This window comes from Vagococcus elongatus, from assembly GCF_003987645.1.
GTDB lineage: Bacteria > Bacillota > Bacilli > Lactobacillales > Vagococcaceae > Vagococcus_A > Vagococcus_A elongatus.
Map to the genome: position 1 here is coordinate 174,676 of NZ_NGKA01000002.1, position 18,513 is coordinate 193,188.

16 protein-coding genes are annotated in these 18,513 nt (G+C 39.4%); 4 read left to right on the forward strand and 12 right to left on the reverse strand.

The features are described from left to right. Positions 1-2: 2 nt before the first annotated feature. The 3 genes from CBF29_RS02190 to CBF29_RS02200 form a co-directional block, all read right to left on the reverse strand. Entirely contained in the window at positions 3-1,715 is a 1,713-nt protein-coding gene (locus CBF29_RS02190; protein ID WP_126806816.1) for an ABC transporter ATP-binding protein, read from the reverse strand. Positions 1,716-1,894: 179 nt separating this feature from the next. Next, entirely contained in the window at positions 1,895-2,824 is a 930-nt protein-coding gene (locus CBF29_RS02195) for a CPBP family intramembrane glutamic endopeptidase (protein WP_126806818.1), read from the reverse strand. A gap of 217 nt (positions 2,825-3,041) precedes the next feature. Continuing rightward, entirely contained in the window at positions 3,042-3,917 is an 876-nt protein-coding gene (locus CBF29_RS02200) for a helix-turn-helix domain-containing protein (protein WP_126806820.1), read from the reverse strand. Positions 3,918-4,235: 318 nt separating this feature from the next. Here CBF29_RS02200 and thrC point away from each other — a divergent pair, with 318 nt between their 5' ends. Continuing rightward, a complete protein-coding gene (gene thrC / locus CBF29_RS02205; RefSeq protein WP_126806823.1) occupies positions 4,236-5,726 on the forward strand; it encodes a threonine synthase in 1,491 nt (496 codons plus the stop codon). A gap of 50 nt (positions 5,727-5,776) precedes the next feature. Here the strand turns inward: thrC and CBF29_RS02210 are convergent, their stop codons facing one another. The 8 genes from CBF29_RS02210 to CBF29_RS13690 form a co-directional block, all read right to left on the reverse strand. Beyond that, positions 5,777-7,123, reverse strand: coding sequence for an aspartate kinase (locus CBF29_RS02210; RefSeq protein ID WP_126806825.1), 1,347 nt, complete (start codon positions 7,121-7,123; stop codon positions 5,777-5,779). A gap of 27 nt (positions 7,124-7,150) precedes the next feature. Further along, complete coding sequence (gene thrB / locus CBF29_RS02215; protein WP_126806827.1) at positions 7,151-8,017, reverse strand: homoserine kinase; 867 nt, start codon at positions 8,015-8,017, stop codon at positions 7,151-7,153. Positions 8,018-8,032: 15 nt separating this feature from the next. Continuing rightward, the gene (locus CBF29_RS02220) at positions 8,033-9,352 is read right to left on the reverse strand and encodes a homoserine dehydrogenase (protein ID WP_425469877.1); all 1,320 of its coding nucleotides are present in this window, start codon (positions 9,350-9,352) and stop codon (positions 8,033-8,035) included. 170 nt (positions 9,353-9,522) lie between these two features. Further along, positions 9,523-10,293: a 4Fe-4S binding protein gene (locus CBF29_RS02225; protein WP_126806832.1), complete on the reverse strand. Its 771-nt coding sequence runs from the start codon at positions 10,291-10,293 to the stop codon at positions 9,523-9,525. A 199-nt stretch (positions 10,294-10,492) separates the two neighbouring features. Then, positions 10,493-10,834, reverse strand: a complete 342-nt coding sequence (locus CBF29_RS02230; RefSeq protein ID WP_126807092.1) for a rhodanese-like domain-containing protein — start codon at positions 10,832-10,834, stop codon at positions 10,493-10,495. Positions 10,835-10,889: 55 nt separating this feature from the next. Then, entirely contained in the window at positions 10,890-12,098 is a 1,209-nt protein-coding gene (locus CBF29_RS02235) for an ROK family glucokinase (RefSeq protein ID WP_126806834.1), read from the reverse strand. Between the two features lie 62 nt (positions 12,099-12,160). After that, positions 12,161-12,916, reverse strand: a complete 756-nt coding sequence (locus CBF29_RS02240; RefSeq protein WP_126806837.1) for a rhomboid family intramembrane serine protease — start codon at positions 12,914-12,916, stop codon at positions 12,161-12,163. A 190-nt stretch (positions 12,917-13,106) separates the two neighbouring features. Continuing rightward, entirely contained in the window at positions 13,107-13,262 is a 156-nt protein-coding gene (locus tag CBF29_RS13690; protein WP_170169963.1) for a hypothetical protein, read from the reverse strand. A 135-nt stretch (positions 13,263-13,397) separates the two neighbouring features. Here CBF29_RS13690 and CBF29_RS02245 point away from each other — a divergent pair, with 135 nt between their 5' ends. Continuing rightward, the gene (locus CBF29_RS02245; RefSeq protein ID WP_126806839.1) at positions 13,398-13,880 is read left to right on the forward strand and encodes a GNAT family N-acetyltransferase; all 483 of its coding nucleotides are present in this window, start codon (positions 13,398-13,400) and stop codon (positions 13,878-13,880) included. Positions 13,881-14,082: 202 nt separating this feature from the next. On the opposite strand, the gene CBF29_RS02250 is transcribed toward CBF29_RS02245, so the two are convergent. Then, positions 14,083-15,198 (reverse strand): AraC family transcriptional regulator, encoded by a 1,116-nt coding sequence (locus CBF29_RS02250; protein ID WP_126806842.1) that lies wholly within the window; start codon positions 15,196-15,198, stop codon positions 14,083-14,085. Positions 15,199-15,307: 109 nt separating this feature from the next. Here CBF29_RS02250 and CBF29_RS02255 point away from each other — a divergent pair, with 109 nt between their 5' ends. Further along, the gene (locus tag CBF29_RS02255) at positions 15,308-17,089 is read left to right on the forward strand and encodes a sulfatase (RefSeq protein ID WP_126806844.1); all 1,782 of its coding nucleotides are present in this window, start codon (positions 15,308-15,310) and stop codon (positions 17,087-17,089) included. Between the two features lie 12 nt (positions 17,090-17,101). After that, on the forward strand, positions 17,102-18,511 hold the full coding sequence (locus CBF29_RS02260) for an MFS transporter (RefSeq protein ID WP_126806847.1): 1,410 nt from the start codon (positions 17,102-17,104) through the stop codon (positions 18,509-18,511). Positions 18,512-18,513 lie beyond the last annotated feature (2 nt).

Genomic DNA, 18,513 nt, shown 5'->3' on the forward strand with positions numbered 1-18,513 from the left:
TTTTAGGAAAACTGGGCATCATATAAACTCTTATATGCCCCATCGAGAGCCATCAATTCATCATGAGTGCCTTCTTCTTCGATGCCTTCTTCGCTGATCACAACAATCCGTGTAGCATATTTGATTGTTGCCAAACGATGAGCAATAATCAAGGTTGTCCGTCCTTCTGACAAAGAAAACAGCGATTCTTGAATCACCTGTTCTGTTTCTGTGTCAAGCGCGGAAGTAGCTTCATCCAAAATAAGAATGGGCGGATTTTTTAAAAACATACGGGCAATAGCTACCCGTTGTTTCTGCCCTCCTGACAACTTCACGCCACGTTCCCCAATCATTGTCTCTATTCCCTCCGGCATTTGGTCGATAACTTTCTCTAAATGTGCCAAACGCACAGCTTCTTCGATTTCTTCGTCTGTTGCGTCCAGTCTTCCGTAAGCAACATTTTCCTTAATCGTTCCGGGAAATAAAAACACGTCTTGCTGAACCATGCCGATTTGACTGCGCAAGGAATGCAAGGTTACGTCTCGAATATCCTGCCCGTCTATGGTCAGCTGGCCTCCAGTGATTTCATAAAACCGCGGAACCAAATTGGTCAAAGTGGTCTTTCCCGCACCGCTCGGTCCCACGAAGGCAACCGTTTCCCCCGCCTTTATCGTCAGTGAGACATTATTTAAAACTTCTGTTCCGTCTGCATAAGCAAAGGAAACTCCCTGATACGCGATATCACCGCGGACAGGACGCAATGCTACTGCTCCTGCATGATCCTTGATGGAAGGCTTTCGGTCTAGTTCTTCAGTGAGACGTTTAAATCCGGCAATTCCTTTTGGATAGCTCTCAATCATTGTGTTGACTTTTTCAATCGGTCTGACAAATACATTAGACAGCAAAATAAAACCAACAAATTGTCCTGTGGTAATATCCCCTCTCAAGACGTAGTAAGAACCAAAAATCAGCGCAAACAAACTAATAAAACGAATCAATAAATAATTATAAGAAGAACTGACTGCCATCATCTTATAAAAAGCCAGTTTGATTTTACGGTATCCTTGATTGAGACCTTCAAAACGCTTTTCTTCAAATGCTTCGTTAGCAAAAGCCTGAACCACTCGAATCCCGCTGACAGAAGCTTCAATTCCTGCATTAAACTCTCCCAGTCTGTGGTAAATTTCTGTATTAATCTTAGTCATCTTTTTATTGAAGAAAACTAACGCTAAGGTGATAAAAGGCACCATGATAAACGTTGCCAGAGCAAGCTGGACATGGATTCTCATCATAAGGATAAAAGAACCGATGATTGTCATAATCGTGATAAAGACATCTTCCGGCCCATGATGGGCAACTTCAGAAATTTCAAATAAATCTGTTGTTAAACGGCTGATCAATTTTCCCGTCTTGCTTTCATCAAAATATTCAAAAGATTGGCTTTCCAGATGACCAAATAATTCTCTGCGCATGTCTGTTTCGATATTTACCCCTAGCATATGGCCAAAATAAACTACCACATACTGCAAGAGAGTATTCACCACGTACAGAAATAATAGCGACAGGCAAGCCACAACAATCAGACGCCAGTTCTCCTGAGGAAGAATCTCATCGATCACACGATTGACAACGATTGGAAAAGCCAACTCAAGACCGGCAGCAATAATGGCACAAGTGAAATCTAACATAAATAATTTTTTATACGGTTTATAATAGCTGAAAAAACGTTTCAACAAAACAACTCTCCCCCTCCATTCTTTTAATTTAAACAAAGATTGGCTTAAAAGTAAAGAAGGGAAGCTCCCTTTCAAGAGGCTTCCCTTCACGCTAACATTCATTAATATAGTGATTTTACTGTCACTGCAGCGATACCCTAAGCTGACACTGATGCAGCTATCAGGCAATGGCAGCAACACTAATTTTGAAACAAGCGTCCGTCTTTGTGATTATTGTCCGCCCTTTTTTTAATCAAATAATACAACACGCCGCAAATACCAAGACCGACCACGGTACAAACCAGACCGCCTTCTAGACCAAAGCTTCCCCCATTGATCAAGTCTTTGCCCTCAGAGAGTTCTGTGATGAAAATAGATGCGGAAATTTTTTGCCCGCTCACTTCAATTCCCAACACTGGACCCAGCATGAAATTCCAAACACTATGGGCAGCCCCTACAAACCAGATATTATCACTGAAATAAAATAATAAAGAAAACATCACACCGAAAATAAAAAGATTAACCAATGCCAAAACAGTGATTCCGGGATTCATACCGTGGAGAAAAGAGAAAAACAAGGAGTTGCCGATAATGCCGAACCAAACACCTTTTTTACTGGCAATAGCATTCATTATGAATCCACGACAAAGCACCTCTTCGGTCCATCCCTGAACAGCAAACCCTAGAAACAGTAATACAATCATTCCCCAGTTAATAGCGTCATTTACCTTGATAGACAAACTGCCCAGCATCAAACAGCCGAAAACCACCAACAGTATCTCCAAAAAACCGATGCCCAAACCAGCCGTATAATGAAAAACAAAGCGGTCTTTAAAAAAGCCTAGGGATTGGACAGACCTTTTCTCTACTTTCTTACAAAACAAGAGGGTCACTCCTGCCAAAACTGAAAAAGATAATAAATTCAGCATGAAAAAAATGTTTGAAGATAAAAAATCAGCTTGATTCGGAAGGGGGCCTTTGAAAAAAACATAGAGCAGGCCGAAAACAAATGCCGCTGCCATAACAAGCAGAGACTGGGCGATCATCAACATAATTCCCCAGAAAAAGGGTGTCCACCACCTGCCAGTTCTTTGCTGTCTGGTCAGTGCGATACTTTTAGTTTCTAACATTATACATCTCCATTATTCCATATATTTTATAAAAAGTACGATTGTCGATCGTTTAGTGTTTGAAATCCGCAGCTAAGGAACAGGGCACACCCTGCCAACATTTTGTCTACAGATATTTCAAAAACGAATGATTTTTCCTTTATTATCATAATATATAATCAGGAAATGTCAAAGAGTTTTTCTTGCTCTTTGTGCTAAAAAATACTTCTTAACCTAATCAGCCTTTAGCGGAATCATTCCGCTCATCATAGCCATCTTTGTAATCGAAGACATTTTTCTTTTCCTCAATGAGCGGCAAAAGATCGTCTTTATCAATAAACACCAAGGGTTTTCTTTTAAAAAATAATAGCACTGGCGCCAGATAGATACGCTCTTTTGAGGTCCTTGTATAATACAAATAGTAGAAACTCACATCTAAACAAATCACTTCATTGGCAATGCTCGTGATTTTCAAATAAAACGGTTCATTGGCGAAACGCATCTGACGGGGCAGATAATATTTGAAAAGCGACCCCATCACAGCACTTTTATTAGGATTGAATTGATATTTATCCAAAACCAATTCAACAGATTTCATATCGGCATAGGCAAGCTCTTTCACTTTCCTGATGCCCAAAAAACCGATCAGCGGCAAAACAATATTATCCAATACTGTATCTGTTTGCCCGACAGGATAGACAAGTTTCTTTTGGTTCAGCGTCCAGTAATTATAATAACGTCTAAAATCATAAAAAGATAATGTGGTTATAAATAAATAGATAATCAGCCCCGTAAAAACTCCTGCCAGCCAGCCTAAGGACCCCATCGAAAGGGCGGAAACAAGGACCCCGCACAACAGCAAGATAAACGGGACTTTGTTTTTTGGACGTCCATAATCAAAAGGAAAAGACAAATAGGATTCTCCTGTAATCAATTCATCTAAAGAAATATTCAAGATACCGCTTAGTCGTATGAGATTATCGATACTTGGGACCGTTTCTCCATTTTCCCATTTTGACACTGATTGACGAGAGATATTCAATTCATTCGCCAAATCGTTTTGTGTCAAATTATTTTCCTTTCTGTACTTAACAATATTTTTGGAAATCAACATTTTTTCACCCTCTTAACTTTTTCTACTTTTACTCTCTCTCTTTATACCATTTTTTTCAAGCACTTAATACGTGCATCCCATATCCAGAGCAAAAAAGCCAACCCACCAGTGAATTTTCTTCAAGTAATAGTATCTCTGATTTTTAATTAGCAGCAAGACTGACACGAACTTAGCTAAAAAACTTTAACCTCTTTTCATTAGAAAATATCTGTTATGTACCTGATTAAAATAAAATGAGAAAAAGAAATTTATTTTCAGAGAAAAAATGATATAATGACTGATAATGTGAAGAAAAAAGTTTTGTTGGAGGTTAACAACATGAATATAATGTACACCAGTACCAGAGATAAAAATAAAAAAGTCACCGCATCTCAAGCTATTCTGCAAGGACTGTCAGATGAGGGCGGGTTATTTATTCCGGAAACATTGCCTGAGCTGACGTTAGATTTTAAAGAATTGGCAACGATGACTTATCAAGAAGTCGCTTATACTATTTTAAAAGAATTTTTGACGGATTTTTCCGAAGAGGAATTGCGGCATTGTATCTATTCAGCCTATGACGATAAGTTTGCCACAAAAAAAATCGCTCCCTTGGCAAAACAGGGGGACCGCTATTTCTTGGAGTTGTTCCATGGACAAACCTTAGCGTTCAAAGATATGGCTCTTTCCATCCTGCCTTATTTGCTGACCACAGCGGCAGCTAAAAATCAAATGGACAAAGAAATCGTCATTTTGACGGCAACCTCAGGAGATACGGGTAAGGCGGCAATGGCTGGCTTTGCAGACGTTCCAGGAACTAAAATTATTGTTTTTTATCCTAAAAACGGCGTCAGCAGTTTTCAGGAGAAACAGATGCTAACCCAAAAAGGAGACAATACCTATGTGGTGAGTATCGACGGTAATTTTGACGACGCCCAGCGAACGGTCAAAGAAATGTTTAACCACCTTTCCTTGAAAAACAGACTGGCTTCCCAAGGCATGGTCTTTTCATCGGCTAATTCGATCAATGTGGGGAGATTGGTCCCGCAAATCGTTTACTATGTGTATGCCTATGCCCAACTAGTAGCAGCAAAAGAAATTGCTATTGGTGAAGAGATTAATTTTTCTGTCCCCACAGGTAATTTTGGAAACATCTTAGCCGCTTACTATGCAAAAGAAATCGGCGTTCCTATCTCCCGACTCATTTGCGCTTCAAATAAAAATAATGTCTTGACAGACTTTTTCAAGAAAGGTTTTTATGACAAAAACCGGCCATTCTTTGTCACCAATAGTCCGTCAATGGATATTTTGATTTCCAGCAACTTAGAGCGCTTGGTTTATTACTTAACGGGTGATTCCTCGCAAGATACGGTCAAGCTGATGACTGACCTTGAAGAAAAAGGAACGTATGAATTGTCCGCAGATATGAAACAAAAACTGGCGGATTTTTACAGTGATTATGCTGAGGAAGAGGAAGTTTCTGCAGCAATCAAACAAGTTTATGAGGCATCTGGCTACGTGATTGATCCTCACACAGCTGTAGCTGTCAAGGCTGCCGACACTTACCATGAAGCAACTGCAGACACTCTGAAAACAGTAATTGTCTCCACTGCCAGTCCGTTTAAGTTTCCTGAAGCAGTAGTCCATGCCATCGCTCCAGACAAACTGACTAACGTCGAAGATGACTTGGTGGATAATCTGGCTGAACTTGCCCACAGCGATATTCCTGAACCTGTCTTGGATATTCGTCAGGCACCTGTTCGCCATCAGACGTCAATCAAAACAAAAGAGATGCAGCAAACCGTAGAAAACATTTTAAATATCCGCTAAATGACAAAACAGGGTGAGAACGTAAATGTTCTCACCCTGTTTTTATTCTTTTACTTAAAATAAGCATCATAAATCGCTCGGATTCCCCGATTCAAGTAGCGTTCTTCAATACAAAACAGCATGGTCACTTCAGAATTTCCCTGACTGATCATTTCAAGGTTGATATCTGCATCCGCAAAGGACTGTGTGGCACGAGCGGCGACACCAATCGCACTCTTCATTCCTTCACCTACGATTGCCAGCATGGCTAAATCGTGTTTGATAGTAATTTCATCTAAAGCCAATTCTTCCTTCAGACGAGTCAATAACTTGTCTTCATCTTCAGGTGCCAGCTGATTTTCTCTGAAAATAACAGAAATATCATCAATCCCAGAAGGCATATGCTCAAAATTGATATTAAAATCTTCTAAAATATTCAATACTCTGCGCCCGAAGCCAACTTCTCTGTTCATCAAATACTTGCTTAAATATAAACTGCAAAATCCTCTATCTCCCGCAATGCCGACTACTGGAAGTCCATTAACTTTTCTAGTCGTGCTGATTTTGGTGCCGGGAGCCTCTGGATTATTCGTATTTTTAATGATGACGGGAATATCTGCCCGAAAAACCGGGAACAATGCTTCGTCATGAAAAACACCAAAGCCAGAATAACTTAACTCACGCATTTCTCTAAAGGTCAGTTCTTTTACTTCACGAGGCTGACGGACAATGCCGGGATGAGCAGAAAAAATCGCATCAACGTCTGTAAAGTTCTCATATAAATCTGCCATCACGCCTGCTGCAATAATAGAACCGGTAATATCAGACCCTCCTCGTGAGAAGGTGCAAATTTTGCCGTCCTTCGTATAGCCGAAAAATCCCGGAATAACTGAAATACCTTCCCGGTCACGGAGCTTGACGATCTCATCATAAGCTTCCGGTAAAATCATCGCATTCCCCGGCTCGTTGGTGACAATAATTCCGGCATCTTTAGGATTCACATAGGAAGCATTCAGCCCGTTTTTTTTCAAAAAACTGGCATACAAAATCGCATTATTATTTTCGCCGCTTGCCTTAAAGGCATCCATGATTCTTGCCGGGTCCTCTTCTTCCAAATCAGCCAAAGCTAAGATGTTCTCTGAAATGGTCTTTTGTACGTCTTGTATTTCCAACTCATCTGTTATCTCAGTAAACCGTTGAATAATCTTATTTTGGATTTCTTCAAGCGGCTGCTTTTCAATAAAAGCATTGCCATACTCAATAAGCAAGTCTGTCACTTTGACATCTGACTCATCACGTTTCCCCGGAGCAGAGACGACAACAAATTTCCTCTTCGGGTCATCTTTAATAATCTGCAATGTTTTGATTAACTGGACTGCGGAGGCCAAAGAACTTCCGCCGAATTTCACAACTTTCATTTTTTCAACCCCATTTTTTCTTATTCCTTAATCCTCAACTCTGGCTCCGCCCTTATCTACGGTCAATTTCAACGTTACCGCTTGATCCTGATAAGTATCAATTAAAAACTGTTGAAGCTCGGCTGAACCGTCTTTGGGACATAAAATCAATACTGTCGGACCTGCACCACTCAAAACTGCCCCGTAAAAACCAAACTCAGCCTGCAGTTTTTTAATTTCCGTCAGATGAGGAACTAATGCTTCACGATATTTTTCGTGCCATTTATCTTTCATCATCATCTCACCGGCAAGTGGCAAATTGCCTTTCAGCAAACTAGCCACCAGCATATTGGAAATGGCACTTGCTTGTACTGCTTCCTTATAAGGAAGTGTTTCAGGCAAAACATTGCGGCTCTCTGTTGTCAATAATTCATGTTTAGGTATATACAGCAAAAGATCCGCTTCAGGAAAATCTGCAGCCTCATGGTGGATTTCATCATCCACATAGCTGGCAATCACTAAACCGCCTAAAATAGCTGGTGCCACATTGTCAGGATGCCCCTCAATTTTAGAAGCAATCTTCAACTTATCATCAACGCTTAGGTCTAAACCGCCTAAAATATTGGCCAACTCAATTCCCGCAACAACTGCGGAAGAACTGCTGCCTAATCCGCGAGCAGAAGGAATGTCGGTCGTCATAACTAAACGATGAGGCTTGATGTCCGGTGCCACAGATAAAGCAGTCTCAATAATCAGATTTGTCTTATCTTTAGGAATCCCCGGAACTTCATGTTCTATTGCCCATTCTTCTGACATCTCTTTAATGTCTAACGTTAAATATAAATTTAATGCCAGACCGCAGGAATCAAACCCCGGGCCTAAGTTAGCTGTGGTAGCTGGTACGTGTATTTTCATTACTTGACTTCACTCCTACAAGACTCGATAACTCGATTTTAATTTAATTTCCTCTGATGCTTCAAAAGAACACTTGACTTGTTCCATCTGTGCTTTGCTGATTTCATGGGTAATGATGACTACCCGAGCATTTTTACCATCTGATTGCTGCTGCAAAATCTGGTCAAAACTTACGCCGGCCTCTGTCATCAAACGAGTGATTTTCAAAAGCATTCCTTGCTGGTCTGGCACTTCCACCGCCACATAATATTTTGAAAAAATCGATTCAGCAGGGGTCAACTTGGTCTCCTGATTAAAGAGATTAAATTGATGTCCCGTAGTTTCCATCCGAATATTTTTTGCGATAGTAATCAAATCACTCATGACACTTGTAGCTGTCGGCTTTTCGCCCGCTCCCGGTCCGTAATACATAGATTCGCCTACACCCGAGCTATTGACAAACACCCCATTCATTTCATTTTGAACAGAGGCAAGGGGATGATATTTCGGCACTAAGACAGGCCCTACTTCTGCAGACACACTGCCATCAGTCATCTCCGCTGATCCAAGTAATTTAATCACATAGCCTAATTGCTGGGCAACTTCGATGTCCTCTGCTTTCAGCCCTCTGATTCCTACTTTATCAATATCTTCCACTGAAATATTCATTCCGAAAGAAAATTGAGTTAAAATTACCATTTTATACGCCGCATCAATGCCGTCCACATCATTCGTAGGATCTGACTCAGCAAATCCTAGAGACTGTGCTTCGCTCAACGCTTCTTCATAAGAACATTTTTCCAAAAGCATTTTAGTCAGCATAAAGTTTGTTGTCCCGTTGACAATCCCGTAAATTTTTTCAATGCTATCGGCAACCAGACTGTTGCTGATTGTCCGCAAAATAGGAATCCCGCCGGCCACACTGGCTTCATAATAAAGATCGCATTTTTGTTGTTTCGCAATTTGGACTAGCTCTGGTCCAAATTGTGCGATTAAATCTTTATTCGCTGTGATTACATGCTTGCCGCTTTCCAGCGAGCGTTTGATAAATGTTCGTGCGGGTTCGATACCGCCGATCAATTCTGCCACGATTTGAATTTCTTTGTCATTGATGATATCTTCAAAATTTTCCGTTAATTCAAAACCGAACTCTTTCGCTAATTGAACCGGTTTTTCCTCGGTTTTATCTTTGACTAAAGCTTTGGCGAGTACGACTTCCATTCCAGTCACTTGGGAAATTTTTTCGCGGTGCTTTTCCAATAACGCCGGCACACCTCCACCTACTGTGCCTAATCCTAAAACGGCGATAGTTAATCGTTGTTTCAATGTATTTGTCCCCCTGTCAACTTTTCTCATTTTTTTTTAATAATTGATATTAGTATACATAAGCTATCTGCAAAAAACTAGCTTTTTCTACGGTTCTCAAAAAAGTAAGCGTTTTTTCTTCTTTGAAATTGGTAAAGCAAAATCAAAACACCTGCCATTCATGCGGAGGTGTTCTGTTCTAGCTATAAATTTGCTGAAAATCAGCTGGAATAATAAAATTCCGGTTCCAACCTGCGACTGTAATTAGCCAAAAATTTCTTTTCCATCTCTGGATATTCTTTCATCTCGTACCCTCTTGCTTTTTCAGGACAAATAGCCATACATGCCGTGCAATTAATGCAACGTGTGGCATCAGTCAAACGGGGTTGATCTTTTGGAATCGCGCCGACAGGACAGATTGCTGCACATTTTCCGCAGACCGTACATTTTTCATTGCCTGTTGGATAAAGAGTCAGCTTACCTCCAGCTTTGTAAGGATGGTTGCCGGGAACTCCGCATTCCCCGAAACTACTTTCCTTTGCCATCTCCAAACATCTATGGACAAAACGCTGGGCAGCTTCCCCATCAGCAGTATCTGGCCGACCGCTGGCTACTTTTGGGAAAATCGAATGACGAGCGATCATAGCTGCACTTCCCACAACTGCAAATCCGTTCATTGTCAGTAAGTCCGTTAATTCCAAAAGAGCATCATCATAGGCCCGATTGCCATAGACGACAGTTGCAATGACCGGTGTCTGATTTCCCTTCAAGTATTTCAAAGAGTCTAAACAGACTGCCGGCACCCGCCCTGCAAAAACTGGAACTGTCACCAGTAAAAAATCAGTGCTCTCGAAGACAAGATCCTTAATCAACGGTTTGGTGAACACATCTTTTTTACTCACCTTTGCAGGAATCACTTCTGTCATCATTTGGGCAACCGCCGCTGTCGATCCGCTGGGACTAAAAAAAACACTTGTCACATTGCCTCTCACATCAATTCCTCCTTACTCACATTTTGATACCGTTTTTTAAACTTAGCTCAATAATAATTTTATGCCCACAAGTATTTCTATACAATTTAAGTCTACCTTTACTGACATATCTGGTCAAGCTGAACAAACACAGAGACTACTAGACAAAAAAGCACTGGAGAACTCACTCACCCAGCACCTTTTTAAAATTGCACAATGTCTATTTCCTTTTTGTTTTACCTGTCCAATCATTGAAGCCGCCTTTTAAGATATAAATCTCTTTATACCCTTTTTTTCTCAGGAAATTTGCTGTCCTGATACTCAAAGATTTTTTCTGATCATATAGCAAAATCGGCGTGTCTTTACGCAAACCCATGTAAGTCTGCTTAAATGTGGAGTAGGATAGATTACGCGCGCCTAAGATATGTCCTGCCTGATAGCTGTCTTTTTCCCGCAAGTCGATCGTTTGACCTGTCCGCATTTTTTCACGGAATTCATCTTGCTCAATCATCTTGGCAGATTTTCTCGCCATGATTTGCAAATACAACTCACGTAAACCCATAGAAGCCAAAATCGCAATCAGTATGTAATTAAAAATCCACAACGGTTTGAACACTCTAATTCCTCTTTTCTAAATCTGTTTCTTTAAATTTCAGCGCCAAGGACGCCGCCCCGATAATACCGGCATCGTTGCCAAGGATGGCCAACTTTACCGATGTACTGTCAGTTACTTGCTTGAAGGTAAACTGATTGAAATATTTTTTGATTCTCTCAAGCAGAAAATCCCCTGCCGCAGAAACTCCGCCGCCAATGACAATATCTGACGGATTTAACATGTTTCCGATGTGACTGCATGCCAACCCAAGATAAAAACAAACTTTTTCTACTACCATGTCAGCAAAAGCATCCCCTTCTTTTGCCAAATCAAAGACCAGTTTACTGGAAATTTCCTGTCCGTCGTCAATCATCCACTTCAGTTGGGAATCACCCGCATATTCTTCAGACAGTGTTCGAGCTACTCTTACCACACCAGTGGCACTGGCAACTGTTTCCAGACAACCTTTTTTCCCGCATGTGCACGGGAAACCGTCAGGATCTACCGTGATATGACCAATTTCTCCCGCTGCTCCTGCTGCACCGTGCAACAAGTGCCCCTCAGCAATGAGGCCGCCGCCAACGCCGGTACCTAAAGTAATGAATGCTACATTGGTATTATTATTTCCGGCTCCCTGCCAGCGTTCCCCTAAAGCAGCCACATTGGCGTCATTGTCTAAAACAAAAGGGATGTCCAAAGCTTCTTCAATCTGCTCTCTGATCAGCTGAAGAGTATCCCAATTTAAATTGTAAGCACCGATGACTGTACCATTCACGATATCCACCGCCCCGGGAGTTCCCATGCCGATGCCAATAAAATCTTCTTTAGTCATATGGTACAAATCCATTCGGTGACGGATGGATGCTATGATATCTGGCACGATATGGGTACCGCCGTCATCGATATTGGTCTGTATACTCCATTTTTGCTGGATTTCGCCTTTTTCACTCAAAATTCCAAACTTGACGGTCGTCCCGCCTAAATCAATCCCAATCAATTTACGATTCACCACTAACTCCTCCTTCGTCTCACTCACTAATTTTAATTCGTTTTGATATTCTATTGCCAATACTTGACGAGCTTTTTTAAACTCTGACTCGTCCAGCAGCCCTGCAGCATTCAGATCAAGCAGTTCCAGCTCCATCAGTTCGATATCATACAGGCGTTTGCCTGCATAGACAAAAACACCGAATCTTTTCAACAGCTGCTGCACATCATAAAGTGTTCGCATTTTACATACATCCTCTATTATACCTATAACAAACCATTATTTCACTCACTTTTTCAATAAAATCAATAATACATTCCATAAACTTTTGCTGCATATAATAATAACACGACGATACCGATGACGTAACCCAACCCGCAAACGATTCTCCGGTGAATATTATCTTCCACAAAGTCATAGCGATTTCCTTTTAAGTTTGGTGCAGAAAAAGCAAAGCCCAGCAAAAGCCCCGACAACAGTCCGCCGATATGCCCTAACATATCAATGCTGGGGCTGAACAGGTTTAATAAAATATTCAACACTGCCAACGTCAGCATATTTCGTGCCATATATTGAATTTTCGGATTGTAAGGAAAAATACGGCCTAAGGCAATAAAACCGCCGAACAATCCAAAAAGAGCGGTACTGGCACCGGCTGAAATAGAGTTCGTCTCAGGACTGGTGAGCGCGAAACTGAAAATATTTCCACCCATGGCACACAACAAATAGAAAAAGAAAAATCTGACGTGTCCCATCACTTCTTCTAAATCTCTCCCTGCAAAATACAGGAAAAATGAATTAAACAGCAGGTGGGCCCAGCCGATATGAACAAATGCTGGGGTCAAAAAACGCCAGTATTCACGATAAATGACAATATCCCGGGCTGTAATTGCACCAAACTGATGTAATATTTCGCCACTGTAAGTTCCAGAAAGACCGTGACCTTTTGAAAGTCCGGTCAAGGTCATTAAAATAAATATAATTACTTGCGCCCCTAAAAACAGCATTGTGACCCATGATTCATTTTTTAACCGACGCCAGCTTATATTATTAAAATTCATTTTTTACACCAGCTCCTTTCATCATTCATGTATTATAACATCTTTTGTTTGATAGAAGAAATCTGGCGTCAATTTGAAAAAAATAAAAAGCCTGTCCCAATGTTTGACACGAATTCCCGCCAACAAGTAGTTAGAAAGGGAAACTACTTTAAAGGAAAACATTCATTTTTTGAGATAGGCTTTTTAAATTTTATTTTAGTAGAGATAAACTGTCATTCAATACAGCTTCTCCGTCTAGTGTTTCATAATCATGTACATCTAACACTACCACCAACAACAATTTTAAGTCTTTGGTCGATTGCTGAAAGTCAACACCAATGCAGAGAGTAGATATACCGTTTTTCAAGACACCTATCACTAAATAGTAGAAAAAATCAGCTAATCTCCACGAATTAAGTGATTAGAAAATAGCTGAAACGCCCATAATTTATTTTGACTACCTGTGAGAGGTGTCATACAATAACCCCAAGGAGGTACGATCATGGAAATCAGAGCCTTGGAAAGAACGGATTTAATTAATATTCACAAAATAAACAATCAGAAAGAATTTATGCGCTTATGGTTTGAAGAACCCTATGAGTCCCTCGATGAACTGACCAGCCTGTACAATAAACACATCCACGACAATAGCGAACGGAGATTTGTCATTGACGTGGACAGCGAGTTTGCGGGTATCGTGGAACTGATAGCAATCGACTACATCCACAGAAATTGTGAAATACAAATCATTATCATGGAAGAATTCAGCGGTCAGGGGTTGGCCCAAGAAGCGATGAAAAAAGGGCTGGACTATGCTTTCCTCACGCTCAATTTGCATAAAGTATATCTCTATGTTGATATTACGAATGAAGCTGCCATCCACATCTATCAAAAATTAGGATTTGAAATCGAAGGCACGCTGAAAGAACAGTTTTTTGCTAACGGTAAATACAAAGATAGCTACTTTATGGGGATACTGAAGTGATGTTATACATAATTGACTCTCTCTTTTCCAAGATAAAAAACACACGAAACTCACAATTTTCCATTGGGGTGTCGTGTGATTTTTTTAATTGTGATAAGGCAACCTCATATGGCTTAGAAGTCATGTAAATGCCATTCTTCAGCCAAAAAAATCAGTGTTTCAGCAGGTGTTATCTTCTTACGACCTGATGGTGCCGACCAAATCATCTGACTTTTTTTTCATAATTTTTCGGACTTTCTCCTTTTATTTTCTTATAACATCTATAATAATGACTATAATCCGAGAAGTGAAGCATCGTTGCTATGTCCAAGAGCGAGTAATCCGTATATTTAATTAAATTGTCTGATTCTTTAATTTTTTCTTTCAGCATATACTGCTTGATAGGAAGCCCTGTTTCTTTTTTAAACTTTTTTGATAAATAGTTGGGATTATAATTAAAGAAAGCTGCAATCTCACCTAATGAGATGCCCTCATAAAGGGTTGACACAATATAATCTTGCACTTGAATCACGAAATCGGAAAGACCTTTTCGTTGACATGAGGAAATTTGCTCAGCAAAACTTAACAGTATCCTTAAAAAAAGTTCTGTTTCGATTATTTCATCGCAAGAATTTGACTCTTCAATTTTTCGAATCCACCAATCGCTTAAATCATAAGCTGTCTCGTAATAGACCCCATTGGCAATGGCTATCCTTGTGGTCACTGCAACGACTGAAATACATAAATTTTTTTCATGCCGCAACCTGCTGCCATGAGACAATACACCAACATGATGATTTGCTTGATTGAAAATGGCATATTGCTTTTCAACTTGTAACATATCTCCCGTAGCCACTGAGTCAATTAATTTATTTTCTTTGGAAACATGGAAATGCTTTTTTCCCTGAATTAAATTATTCAGTTTATACTGATTCAATTGTCTATCCAAATCTTCCTTTTCGATTTGGTGATGAGCAATTTGTTTATTATTGAAAGCCAATTCTCTTTTCACTAGGGCCAAGGAAATAGTTTGACAAATTTTCACCAATTTAAGTGGGGTGGTAGCTGTGTAGGTTGGACTTCTATTTGTTAAAAAAATAATAAATCTAAACTCTAGAAGATCTGACAACGTGAAAACAGCAAAATAAAAACTCTGGAAAAATGTCTCCACAGTATCAGGCTCAATTTGTGAAAATTTGTTTTTGAAAAATGAATGGTTCTCTCTGATAAATTCTGCTTGTGCAGATTGTTCGCCTAAGACTAAGTCATTATTTTTAAAAATTATACTAGAACTATCAGATATTGAATTAATTGAGTCTATTAGTTTAATTGGAAGCACATTATCACCCTTTTTATTCAAAATAAAACTTATTTATACATAATAATGTAAACCCTTTTATATATAATGTCAATAAGAAAGCGCTTCTAAAAAAAGAAAGGTGGTAATTATGAAAGCAATCATGATTATGTTTGATTCACTAAACTTGCGACACTTGCCCTCCTATGGTAACAAAAAGCTTGATTTACCTAACTTTGATAGGTTATCTAAAAAAGCTGTTCAATTCGAAAATAATTATGTGGGAAGCATGCCTTGCATCCCAGCCAGAAGAGAGTTGCATACAGGAAGATACAATTTTTTACATAGAAGTTGGGGACCAATCGAGCCATTTGATGAATCAATTTTTGAAAAAATGGATACGAAAGGAATTTATACACATCTGATTACAGATCACCAACACTACTGGGAAGATGGCGGCTGTACCTACCATACTCGCTACAGTTCTTGTGAACTCATTCGGGGTCAAGAAGGAGATAAATGGAAAGCCTTGTTAGGAGTCAAACCGAATGACAGTGAATTTTCTACTCCGTTAGATCATAGTCCAGTGATGAAAAAATTGCATGCACATGATGCTGTCAATCGCCAATACACAAATACTGAAGAGACTATGCCGCAAACTATCACGTTTAACAATGGTTTGGAATTTCTAAATAAAAATCACACTCAAGATAATTGGTTCTTGCAAATTGAATCTTTTGATCCCCATGAACCGTTCTTTGCTGCTCAAAAATACCGCGATAGGTATGTTGCAGATAACTCTGAAAAACTAAGCGACTGGCCACCGTATTATTTTGTTAGTGAGTCAAAGACAGTCATTGAAAAAACCAAAAACAACTACGCTGCCTTACTAGCCCAATGTGATTCAAATTTAGGAAAGATTTTAGATTTTATGGATGACCATTCCATGTGGGAAGACACAATGTTGATTGTTAACACAGATCATGGATATTTGTTAGGAGAGCATGGTTGGTGGAGCAAAACCATTATGCCCATGTACAATGAAATTTCACACGTGCCATTGTTCATCCACTATCCTGGGGTAAATGTAGAAGGCGAAAAGCGTTACACGCTCACACAAAATGTTGATATCCCAGCAACTATTCTGGATTATTTTGATTTAGCACCATTACCTTATATGCAAGGACAATCGCTCAAACCAGTTATCAAAAATGACACTCCTGTAAGGGAATATGCTTTATTTGGGGATCATGGTAAGCATGTTAACATTACAAATGGTCAGCTAGTTTATATGAGAGCGCCGGAAAACATCGAAAATGCTCCTTTATTTGAATATACGTTGATGCCCACCCACATGAGAAACATGTTTTCGACAACTGAATTAGAGAATGCAGAGCTAGTAAAAAATCAATTTGACTTCATGAAAAATGCACCCTGTCTCAAAATTCCTGTTACCACTAAAGTAACTCCTTTCTTCAACTACGGCACAAAACTTTTTGATGTAAAAAAAGACCCAAATCAAAAAAAAGCTTTGGATGATGAGATTCTAGAAATAAAAATGATTAATGCTTTGATTGAAGAAATGAAGAAAAATGAATCACCTGAAGAACAATTCCATCGGTTGGGAATTCCTACTTCTCCAATAGTTACTGCCAGGTGGTTGAAAGAAAGTAAAATGAAGAGAGAGGAGCCCCCTCAGATATTGACTAGCTATTCTTGGACAGAAGAGGCCAAGAACGTTTACAATACTTTTCAACATCTTGCAAATCCTAACTGTGATCAAAAAAAGAAAATCATAGATGCCATTTTAAATAGACTAGTAACTGACCAAATTGAAGTTGAGTATGTTTTAAAGTCAATAATGGACATCATCCCCGTTGAAAATAAAGCTATCACACAATATTTTCTGGAAATGGCGGGAAGAAAAGAATAAGGAGCTAAACTAATGGAAATTCAAACAAACGAGACTGTATTTAAGAAAGCCAAAATATTTGATATTTTCAAATATTCTTTTGGCGGCTTAGGTTCTAATCTTGCATTTTTCTTAATGATGGGATACTTGACATTTTTTTATACTGATATTTTTGGAATAAGTTCAATCACAGTCGCAAACATTATGTTGATTACACGAATTTTTGATGCTATCACCGATCCTCTGATGGGTCTTCTAGCTGACAGAACAAAAACAAAAATGGGAAAGTACCGTCCGTGGATTATTGCTGGGGCTCCTTTGATAGGCCTTTTAATCTTTTTACTTTTCAGCACTCCTAATCTTAGCCCTACAGCAAAAGTTGTCTACGCATATATTACTTATATCGCCTATTCAACGTTTTCTGATTTTGTAAATATTCCTTATCATTCGCTGACCCCTGTTTTGTCCGAAGACCCCGAACAACGTACACTTATCGTCACTGCTAAACAAGGCATGGGGCTTGTAGCGCAAATCATTGTAATGATTTTTGCTTTGCCTTTAGTCAATGTTTTTGGTGGTGGACAACAAGGATGGAGCATATTTGGTGCATTCATCGGGTTACTTACCACACTTTCTTTCTGGATTTGTGCGTCCGGTGCAAAAAATTATGATTTGCCCGTAGATAAAAATGAGGAAAAAGAGGATGAAGATGTAAAACTAAAAGACCAATTATTTTTAATTACTAAGAATAAACCTATGATAACACTAATGCTGGCCTTTGGCTCTTCCATTTTATCAACTGCGATTACAAACGCTGTAAACATTTACTTTTTTGTATATGTTCTCAACAGGAAAGATTTAGTACCCCAAGTGGCCACGATAACCATGGCAGCCACATTATTCAGCCTTCTCTTACTGCCAAGATTATCCAGAACTCTCGGGAAAAAGAAAACTTATATCATATCCTGTGCTGCCTGCTTGATTCCTTTTGCGATACTATGGTTCAAACCTACAATGCCTATACCTCTAATGTTTGTATTCCTTGCCTTTATCGGTTTCTTTCAGCAAATTTCAGGAAACTTGGGCTGGGCTATACTCCCAGAATGTGTTGATTATGCAGAATGGAAGTTTGGGGTAAGAGGAAACAGCACCTTAACTTCCGCAATTACCTTTATCAACAAAATATTTATGGCTTTAGGTGGTTTTATAGCAAGTCTATTGTTAGGCGTTTTCGGTTTCATTGCTAATCAAGGACAAACTACAGAAGTTCTAAATTTAATTGTCTTTATGCGTTTTGGAATTCCTATATTCACTTTTTTAATTTCAATTCTTTCGATGTCCCAATTTCCACTGGATGAGAAAAAAATGAGAGAAATAAGAAGAGATTTAACAAACCGGAAAAACGGGCAGATTGAGTTGTCTAAGGAAACAACTAATAATTAGAT